This window comes from Mesorhizobium sp. M0626, assembly GCF_040320665.1.
Classification (GTDB): Bacteria; Pseudomonadota; Alphaproteobacteria; order Rhizobiales; family Rhizobiaceae; genus Mesorhizobium.
In genome coordinates this window covers 46,104-55,505 of sequence record NZ_JAMYQD010000031.1, presented here as the reverse complement: position 1 = coordinate 55,505, position 9,402 = coordinate 46,104, and the positions used below count along the sequence as shown (strand labels likewise).

Below are 9,402 nucleotides of genomic sequence, written 5' to 3'. Positions count from 1 at the left end.
TCGGCATCCGGGGTCTTCTCCACGAGCGTGCGCAGGTTCATCATGTCGTCGGTCATCGGTGGTCCTTCCGAAATGGGTTGGCGTCAACAACCAAAGCCTACCGGAAAGCGCCGATGACCACCCAAACCCCACCAATCGCCGCGCCTTTCCCCGGAAGCGGGGTGGGCGGCGAGTCGCGACCGGAAAGGCCCGCCGTGGTAGGCGGACCGCATCCGAAGGACCGGAACGAAGAGGAGGACCCTGAGCGGCACGCGAAGGGTTGCGGGCTGCCGCGGCGGGTCTAGAAGGGAGTGCCGCCCGCCCCGCGCCACCGGGAAAGGCCAACAGACAAACCGCGCCGCCCGCAAGGGCGGCGGCCGTCACAGCCCGAAGGGCTGCCCACGCCAAGGGGCGAAGCCGAATGGCCGAGACCGCCTGAGCTTACCGAAGAAAGCGGGCTCGGTTCACGAGCGCCGGCTGCGAAGCGCGCGGGCGTTCCTGTCAGCAGCATGAATGCCTCAAAGCCTTCTGGCCGAGTCTCATCAACCGCGTTTTCGTCCCCGCTTCCAGAGTTATTCAGAATGAGGGTTGAGTAGATCGGCCGGATCGATTCCGAGCACTCTGGCGAGTTTCGCCACCGTATCAATGCTGGCGGCATAGACCGAGCGCTCAAGTGCGCTAACATATGTTCGGTCAACGCCAGCCTCATGCGCCAGCGCTTCCTGGGACAATTTCTTTTTTTGACGATGCCTACGCAGATTGCGGGCAAAGACCTCTCGGATTTCCATGCACGAGAAGCCACCCTCTTGTCGAGGATTTCACCACGGAGTATTCTCTACAAAGATCAGAGACAACAAAGGGCGAGCGGCTGCACGGCATCATCTCGCGAGGGCAAATCCCCTGAGCCGTGAGCTCAAGGACGGGAATCGTGAAGTTTGGCAGCCAAACAAAGCGCACGCCATCTACAGGTCACGAGCGCGACGCAATTGTGCCAGAAGCTCGCAAGGATCGATACCGAGAGCCTCGGCGACGTCGAGAAACTCAATGACGTCCAGCCGACGTTCACCACCCTCGTACTTGGCCACGAAGGATTGTGGGCGGCCCAACATATCAGCAACCTGGGTCTGGGTGGCCCCTTTGGTTTTACGCGCCGCAATCAGCCGTTGTAGCAATCGGCGCTGGCGAGCTGATCGAAGTGATTTCGCCATCAGACGAACCGGGCCAAGAAGGAACCGGCTCATGGACTAATCCCAGTTTCGGATTATCCCATTTTAGGATATTGTGCGGTCAAAGATCTGCGCGGCGCGGGATAGGTCTTACGGCGAGAGATGAAATGGTAGACAGATTGCTCAAACCTGCTGTTGCCGACGAGGTCCCATGGGCGGAGAGCCTGACCGCTTACGACGATGAGCACTTCACGACATATTTGAAGCTCTTAGATGCATGCGCCGGCAATGCCAGCGAAGGAGAGATGGCCCAGGCGATATTGGGAATCGATCCGGTGCAAGAGCCAGCGCGCGCCCAAAGGGCGGTTCGCAGCCATCTCTCGCGCGCCCACTGGCTGGTGGTGGCGGGGTACAAGGAGCTGTTCTCTGGCCGCCAAAAGGCCTGATGGTGGCCTTATAGAAGAAGACGCTTATAACCACCATTCATTAGCGAGCGCCCGCGTCTCACTGCACGGCGGACGCTGTCTCGAAGATGGTCACCGGGGTCGGCCCAGTCCTGCTCGACACGGGCTCTGCCGAAGAGAGCAAGGCCGATTTCGCGGTGTGATACGCCAGCGGTGAAGCCGTCGAGGGCATGCAAGACTCGGCGCAACCGCGAGCTACGGGGCTCGGTCGGAAAGAATCCGGATTGCAGCCTGCCGGTCCAACAGAGGCTGTTCAGACATTCCAACGCGTTTAGGCGCTGCTTCAGTTCCTCTGGCGACCAGAGGACCGAGGATGTCAATCGCACAGGTTCGAGGATGCTGACGCCGGAAGCAGCCAGCTGCAAGCTCCTGCCACTGTCCTCGACCAGGAGGTGCTGATGCCCGTCCCGCGTGACGAGCATGGAGATGCGGCAGGAGTGGCGGGCGAGATCAAGCAAGTCGACCCCGCGCGGCGGCGCCGCCGTTTCGGCCACAACGGGCAAAACATGCGGACATTGGCAGGGGCACCAAAAGACGCTCGCATCAGTTCCTTTTGAGCTTGCAAAACAGAAGGCCCCAGCGCGAGAGATCAACAGTATTCGAAGCCAGGCTGATAATGTCCATGGACCGGGCGTTCTTGCGTTCGGCACCGCGTAGCGCGTTCGCCAGATCCTTTTGGAAGTCCGGATTGCGCCTGAGGAATTCCCAGGCCCAGCCTCGGCTGGTGAGCTGGTCGACATAGGCACGATCATCTTGCCTGTCCGGCCAAGCAGGGCCAGGTCTTGTTTCGTCCATTGCATCATTTCCAGAAAAGGTCGGATGGCAGGCTCAGGCGATCTTAATGACCGGGGTCCACAGGACCGGGCCTTTGAGCCCGCCATTGCGACGGAGGGAATCCAAGCTCTCTCTCGAGACGTCAAGATATCCGGCAACGGCGCGTGTGTTGCCAATTGTTTGCGGATGGGACAACCGTTCGAGTGGCCAGCCGGCGCGACGCAAAATCCGCTCTATGCGCAGATCGGTTACGGTGACGATGCTGCGCAGACCGCGTGACAAACCAAACTCGACCATTCCGGCAAACAGCTCGTAGGTGCCAATTGCGATGCCCGCCTGTTTGGGCGCGGAAGGCGGCAGATCAAGCGCAAAACGGCTGCTTTCCCAAACACGTGGATCTTCCGGCGCTGGACGGTCGGCAAGAAGAGCGAAGAAGCTATCACGCAGCATCGTCGGTCCTGTAGTAGGCAACAGGCGCACGCAGCCGTCGATGCGTCCGGCGGGCGCACGCAGCAATATGTAATGGGGACGAAGCGCATCGAACGGATCGACCTCAAAGCCGCCGCTGAACGAAACGTCCCAATCAAGTCGATCCCTGAAAACGCGATACCGCAAGCGATGCATCTGCTCGAGCTCGTCGCTGAACTCAGCGTAGCAACCCGGCGTGATCAACTGCAACATGATGGCCTTCTCCTCGCATGGATAGCACCTGCGATTGAAGGCAAAGGCCGGAGTTGAAACAACCTGTGTATGTGCCCAGGTTCCGGGAGGTCAGGTGAAGAGAGATGGCCGCGACAGTGCAAGCCGAACAGCTGCCTGAATAGCCGTCTTCACGCCAAGCTTCTTCCTGGCGTTATCCCGATGATAGGCTGCGGTGCTCCGACTGATTCCCAAGATGCGGCCGATTTCCCACGCCGTCTTGCCCCGAGCCGCCCACTTCAGACACTCCATTTCCCTTCGAGATAGGGTAACGCCATCCACGGTCCTGCCGTCGGCCAGCTTGCGACAGACATGAAGATGGAAGAAGATCGCGATGAGTTCGAGCGCGCGGTCATATCGATTAATCAGGCGAAAGAACGGTGGTCGCCTTTCATCGGAGGCGAAGGTCAGTGCTGCAAAATTACCGGTGCTGTCATGGATCGGGATCGTGAAGCCGCAGTGAATGCCAAATTGCGTCGCCTCATCCATCAGTTGTCGCTGCTGCGTCGATAGTTCGAGATCAGCACCGTGCGCATCCCAGTTGAATGGTTCCTGGCCACCACGCGCTTGATGAATTACAGGGTCAATCTTTTCATACCGACTGTGAAGGTAGTGAGATGTCCAGGATTGAGGGTAGGTGGAAATCAGGCGCACGTTGCGGCCCTTGCCAGAAGAAGGGAAAAAATAGGCGAAAGACGGCAAATCGAGCGAAGAGGCAATCTCGCCCAGAGCGTTGCGCAGGTCAGTCGCGTCAGCGCTGTCTGCGATCTGCCCTACAAATCTATGAAAAGCGTCTTGCATAGCTAAACTGCAGTGAGTTCTGGCCCTCCAGGGGCCAAGACGGGCGGGCCAATGCGCCGCCATTCTGGGTTGAAGACCCGGACGGAGACTGAGCTCCGTGCCGGGCCGTGCGCCTTGGGAGGGCGATACGTGCTTCGACGGCGCTGTTATCGACGTCGAGACCTCATTCCAGCGCCATCTGTTAGCAGGGTGACAATTGTCCTCTTGGGTTTGCACTTCATTGCGGTCGGGCTGTCTTTTTGCGTCCGGCTTGGGACTGCTCCATGGAGGAGCTCAGCCTCACGGTACATTGGGGTGTGAGAGCGTCACCTCTACATTCTTGCAGCAGCTCACGTGAGCGTCTTCGCACGCGAAGGCGGTACTGTGTCGTTCGCGACTGGCTCGTATTTCGGCATCGGCTGGCACACCCTCCATGCAAGTTGCCTTAAAAACGGAGCGGATTGTTGCGCCCCTGCTCATGACGCTACACGGCTGCCGCACGTGAATATTCCGGCGATCCGAGTTGAAGGCGTCATCTCACGCCAGATCATATCGCGCCTTCCGCCTGCAGCGCATGATAGGTCGTATCGACTGATTTCGCAGTCGCATCGACGATGATGTCGATCTCTTTTCGGGTAATGATCAAAGGTGGGGCAAAGCCGAGAATATCCCCATGCGGCATGGCGCGGCCTATTACGCCATTTTCAAACAAAGCAGCGGCGACCCGCACGCCGACCTGAAGTCCGGGTTCAAATGGCACCCGGCCCTTCGGATCCCCCATCAGCTCCACGGCGGCTAAAATACCGATGCCGCGAACCTCGCCGACAATGGGATGTCCTTCCAGTTCGGCTTTCATACGGGCTTGCCAATAGGGTCCGACGTCCCGAACATGTTCCAGGATGTTTCTTTCCTTTAGCAATTTGATGTTGGCAAGCGCTGCGGCAGCACAAAGCGTGTGACCGGAATATGTCCAGCCATGGCCGAGTGGGCCGTGCTTTTCCGTTCCTTGTTCCAACACCGACCAGACGCGATCGCCGATGATTGACCCGGAGATAGGGAGGTAGGCTGAACTCAAGCCCTTGGCGATTGTCACGAAATCCGGACGCATGCCATAGAGATGGGAACCGAATTTCTCACCGGTTCGCGCAAAGCCGCAGACCACCTCATCGGCGATAAGAAGGATATCGTACTTGTCAAGCACTCCTTGGATCGCGGCCCAGTATCCCTTAGGGGGCGGAACGATGCCGCCGGTCCCAAGTACCGGCTCTCCGATGAAGGCGGCAACCGTCTCTGGACCCTCTGCAAGAATAAGAGCTTCAAGTTCGCTGGCACAGCGCCTGGCGAACGCTTCCTGATTTTCGCCATCATGCGCTTGGCGGTAATGGTGGGGCGCCGTCGTATGGCGCACCAAATTCAGAGGCAGGTCGAAGAAATCGTGGAAAAACGGAAGCCCTGTCAGGCTTCCGGTGACCAGCCCGGACCCGTGATATCCGCGATTGCGCGAGATGATCTTCTTCTTTTCAGGGCGACCAAGGATGTTATTGTAATACCAGACCAGCTTGATATTGGTTTCGTTGGCGTCCGAGCCGGAAAGGCCAAAATAGACCCTTCGCATGTTCTGACCGAAATATTCGACCACGGCCTCTGCCAAGAGGGCAACCGGCGCCGTGCCTTGACTGGCATAGACATGCGCGAACGGCAGCTCATGCGCTTGCCGGGCGATGGCTTCGGCGATCTCCGTGCATCCATATCCCATGTTGACACAGTAGAGCCCTCCGAAACCGTCAAGGCTCTTTCGGCCGTCGGTATCCCAGATGTACACGCCTTCCGCACCGGCCATGATCCGGTTTGGCGTCTCGCCGCGGCTGTGCTTGGCCAAGTGCGTGGACGGATGGAAGACGAAGCTTCGATCCTTCTCCCGCAGTTGCTCGGTTCCCAGATTACTCAAGCTCATAGTTCCTCTCCTCGCGAGCAGTAGGCAGAAGACACTCACCCAGCCACCTATTAAAAACAAGCATACCGCAAACACCTCTCGAGTTTCGCGGGACTTCACGTCTTTAGCCGACGAATTCGCGAAAATCGGCTCGAACGCAGTGAAAACCAAGGTTTCTGGAGTTACCTTCTCCTTGAGGCGCATAAGGGGATCTGTGCGGCCGCCGCCGTATTCTGTTCGTCGGCGGCTGTTTGCGAAAGGTACCGCATAAACCCCTGGGATTGGTATTGGGAGATGCGCTGTCCGAAGTCCCCATCCAGGAGCCCAACAGAACCTCCGCGATGTGTTCTTCGTGTCGCCGGGATATGTTCGGGCAATGGCGATGCGCACGCTCGTGGCGGGAGGCCTTGGCTATTCAGGACTGCCACCCTCATCAAGCAGATTCGCAGCGTTGTGAAGGCGTTGGGATCGCTGAGTCGCGCGGCAGGGGAAGCATGCTCGAGAAGCCCCTCTGCAGTCTGCTCATCGAGCAGCAAAGGTCCCCTCTTCATCACGATCGACTTACGATCCCAGGGCCTACTCTAATAGTTTCTTCTCTCGCACAGATTGGACGGGCACGCCAATGCTCGACACCGTGTCCACACAGCAGTAGACGCTTCCATCTGTCCCGATTGCAACTGGCTGTCTCCATCTTCAAGCCGTGGTCTTCATCACGGAAGAACTGCTCGATGTGCCAGCGCTGCGTGTACAAGCGACATCGGCCAGTTCGCGGCGGAGCAGGTTGCCGCATGGGTGGTAGGAGCAGCCAATGCAGCGGGTCCGCGCCGGCGGGCTCGGCCGTTTGCGACTTCACCCGCTGCAGCCCACGCCGTCTGGCAGGCCGTCCTCGCGCAGGTTTGCCGGACCATCGCCGGACCGAAGCGGATGTCAGGTCATGCCTCTTTCATCAAGCCGCCGGCATCTGCGGGTGCAGAGATTTCAAAAGGCCCTTATTTGCACCGGATCGAGATGCAGCTTCTCCCATAGTACCACGCGCGGCATCGTTTGTGCTCGCCACGCTGTCAGCTGCCATGTCCCGGAAGAACCCCATAGAATCATCATCAGCGGCAGTGCGCAGCGCGCTTCTCGCGTGGCGATAACGCGGCGAAGGACGCCGCGGTCGGTCCAACTCAGCGCGCCGCTCGGAGCGCCGGGGTGGCTATGCCAGTCACCAAGGTAAGTCTCGCGGCGACCCGAACTCTCATAGTGGGCGGCAATCTGCTCAACCTGCCATTGCTGATCCGGCTGGAACCGAAAGCGCTCGTGAAGGGCGCCGGGTCCGGGACCAATCATGGCGGATACGACGGCGGTATCAGGACTCAACCACCAGCCCATCAACGTGCCGCCGGTCTCTAATGGGAATTTGGTATCGGCTTCGTCCGCACATTCCTGAATCAGGGTGTTAGGCAGCCAGGCATCGACATCCGGCAACATCAATGCCCGCCCCAGCAGTCCCGATGTATTGGCAGCGGGTCGACACGCCAGCTCGGCGGACAGCGCGCTCGTTCATCATCAACAAAGCTGAGTGTCTGTACGACCGAACCCTCGTCCGCCTTGCCCGAGAGGGTATCGATGGCCAGCCTCACCGCCTGCAGCGAGAGTTCCTGCAGATCATACGCGGCGCCGGTGAATGTGCGCTCGCTGCACCCCGCCGGCTGGGTCAGGGCCTCGTCACTGGCATCCTGTCCTGGTGGGGGTTCGATCTCGTTCTTGTGCCATGCGTGCAAAAGGCAATTCGGGCAGCCGCTTTCGCGGACGTGCCGGACAACGGTGCCGCCCTCCAGCGTCGGCGTCGCGGACATGCTTATGAGGGGAACGGCTGCGCTTCGGCAGCGGTCATCGAGCAGCGTTGTAACGCCGTGCGAAGCGCTGCCGTCGATAACGAGATCGGCGTCCTTGATGAGCGAGTCGAGTATATCGTCGTCACCCGGATCTTTCAGAGCCTGCGCCGCAATACCTATAAAATGCGAATGGCTACGGACTTTGGTTGCCGGATACTGGCGAGCCAAAAAACCCTGCAAGGCTTCCGGTTTGCGCTGACCCCAGGCGGCTGCACCCAGCGGCCAGCGGATCGTGTTTCCAGGCTCAAGAATGTCATGTTCAACGAGATCGAGGGTGCCGCATCCGTTGCGAGCAAGTTCGATCGCTACCGGTGCGCCGACGGCGCCAACACCGACGACAAGGATCCGCTTTTCTTTGAGGAATGCAACGGCCGGAACACGCCAGCCAATGTCGATCGGCCCGGCGCGAGAAACGGGCAGCGCTGTGATACGCAATGATTTGGGGGCTTTGTTCTTCTTCGGCTCAAAGCCGTGCGCGTGACCGAAGACCATGACGAAGCACCAGCCGAGGCCCGTCTCACCAAAGCCGAGCTCGCTCGGATAGACGAGTGCGCGGAGGTCAAACTTCAGACCTGAACCGTACTTTCGTGGCCGGGTACGCTGGAGCCATGAGTAATCTTGGCGGAGCCTTTTTAGCTGTGCGTCGAGCTGAGGTTCTGGCAGCATCGTGTCTTTTGATCTTACCCACGGAACCTCCAGCTGATTCTTCGCTTCGGCCAGGTCGGTTGGGAGCGGACCCGCCCATTGGTGAAGCACTTGGCCATCCTCAGCGCGAATCTCTTCGACATAGGCCCTGACCGCCGGAATATGGATTGGACCGTTCTCGGCCTCCATTTTGACCGTTTGATCTTGGATGTAACGCAGCTGCAATGTTCCCTGCGAGGTGTCGCCGACATCCCAGCCGCTGTCGATCAGACAATAAGATCCGGAATTACGGCCAAGGTTGTTCCACCAGTATTCGGCAGGCTCGCCCTGCTGGTCTTCCTCACCGGTACCACGCACGGAGTCGGCGAGCTGTTTTTCGAGCAACGTGCAAAGCGTCCAGCCCGGTGTCCACTGCCGGGTGTCGCGGCCGAGCAGGCAGAGATTGCCCTCGATAGGACTGCGGTGGCGCGTCGGCGGTGGGTCAAGGCCGGCGAGCAGAAAGACCTGAGGCCGAAAGTGGGGGTAAGCGTCGGGAAAGACAGCCTGCAACCGAAGAGTCGTCGCCCTATCGAGCGGCCAGTCGAGAGTTAGGGACAATCGCCCGGAAGAGAGGGCCTGCTCGTCAATCTCATGCGTTATTCCGGCTGCGTACAGCGCGTCGAGTTCGTATTTAAGCCGCCCCGGATATCGCTTCTCCCAGCGGGGAACTGGCTGCGCCGGGGCCGTTATGGATGAATCGGGATCAACCATACTCTCATCCCACCTTCCGCGGCGGGGGCACGGGCGGAACGGGCGGCCCCGGCGGAACACCGTTAGGCGGCCCGGAAGGCACTCCGTGAGGCGGTCCTTTTCCCGGATTATCTGGTGGTCCCTTTCCAGGGTTGTCGGGTCTTCCAGCCATAATTCCCTCCATATCTACATAGTTGTGAGCTTGTGGCAAAGCAGGCACTCAAAGGTCTTTGGCAATATGTGCTCTGAGCTTAGATCCTGGCCGAATGACTTTTCGAACTCTTAAACGCTTCGCTGCTCTTCGCCCGAAAAATTGAAGCACAACACTCGGTTGAGGGCTCGTTATATCCGCA

At 59.3% G+C, this 9,402-nt stretch carries 10 protein-coding genes; 1 reads left to right on the top strand and 9 read right to left on the bottom strand.

The annotated features are described in order from the left end of the window. Positions 1-551: 551 nt before the first annotated feature. Together NKI37_RS29615 and NKI37_RS29610 are read right to left on the bottom strand one after the other, a co-directional pair. Positions 552-767, bottom strand: coding sequence for a helix-turn-helix domain-containing protein (locus NKI37_RS29615; RefSeq protein ID WP_023682784.1), 216 nt, complete (start codon positions 765-767; stop codon positions 552-554). A gap of 174 nt (positions 768-941) precedes the next feature. Then, positions 942-1,220, bottom strand: a complete 279-nt coding sequence (locus NKI37_RS29610; RefSeq protein ID WP_352791471.1) for a helix-turn-helix domain-containing protein — start codon at positions 1,218-1,220, stop codon at positions 942-944. A gap of 92 nt (positions 1,221-1,312) precedes the next feature. Between NKI37_RS29610 and NKI37_RS29605 the strand changes: the two genes are divergently transcribed. Then, a complete protein-coding gene (locus NKI37_RS29605; protein WP_352562796.1) occupies positions 1,313-1,591 on the top strand; it encodes a DNA -binding domain-containing protein in 279 nt (92 codons plus the stop codon). A gap of 8 nt (positions 1,592-1,599) precedes the next feature. Here the strand turns inward: NKI37_RS29605 and NKI37_RS29600 are convergent, their stop codons facing one another. The 7 genes from NKI37_RS29600 to NKI37_RS29570 form a co-directional block, all read right to left on the bottom strand. Next, the gene (locus tag NKI37_RS29600) at positions 1,600-2,031 is read right to left on the bottom strand and encodes a DUF2285 domain-containing protein (protein ID WP_352562799.1); all 432 of its coding nucleotides are present in this window, start codon (positions 2,029-2,031) and stop codon (positions 1,600-1,602) included. 121 nt (positions 2,032-2,152) lie between these two features. Continuing rightward, complete coding sequence (locus NKI37_RS29595) at positions 2,153-2,404, bottom strand: transcriptional regulator domain-containing protein (RefSeq protein ID WP_352791474.1); 252 nt, start codon at positions 2,402-2,404, stop codon at positions 2,153-2,155. 33 nt (positions 2,405-2,437) lie between these two features. After that, positions 2,438-3,064, bottom strand: a complete 627-nt coding sequence (locus NKI37_RS29590; RefSeq protein ID WP_352791476.1) for an acyl-homoserine-lactone synthase — start codon at positions 3,062-3,064, stop codon at positions 2,438-2,440. Positions 3,065-3,154: 90 nt separating this feature from the next. Next, positions 3,155-3,883, bottom strand: a complete 729-nt coding sequence (locus tag NKI37_RS29585; RefSeq protein ID WP_352791478.1) for a LuxR family transcriptional regulator — start codon at positions 3,881-3,883, stop codon at positions 3,155-3,157. Positions 3,884-4,409: 526 nt separating this feature from the next. Next, positions 4,410-5,816: an aminotransferase gene (locus NKI37_RS29580; protein ID WP_352791480.1), complete on the bottom strand. Its 1,407-nt coding sequence runs from the start codon at positions 5,814-5,816 to the stop codon at positions 4,410-4,412. A 957-nt stretch (positions 5,817-6,773) separates the two neighbouring features. Continuing rightward, positions 6,774-7,268, bottom strand: a complete 495-nt coding sequence (locus NKI37_RS29575; protein WP_352791482.1) for a Mov34/MPN/PAD-1 family protein — start codon at positions 7,266-7,268, stop codon at positions 6,774-6,776. Further along, positions 7,268-9,070, bottom strand: a complete 1,803-nt coding sequence (locus NKI37_RS29570) for a ThiF family adenylyltransferase (RefSeq protein ID WP_352791484.1) — start codon at positions 9,068-9,070, stop codon at positions 7,268-7,270. Before NKI37_RS29570 ends, NKI37_RS29575 begins: the two co-directional genes overlap by 1 nt. Positions 9,071-9,402: the final 332 nt, after the last annotated feature.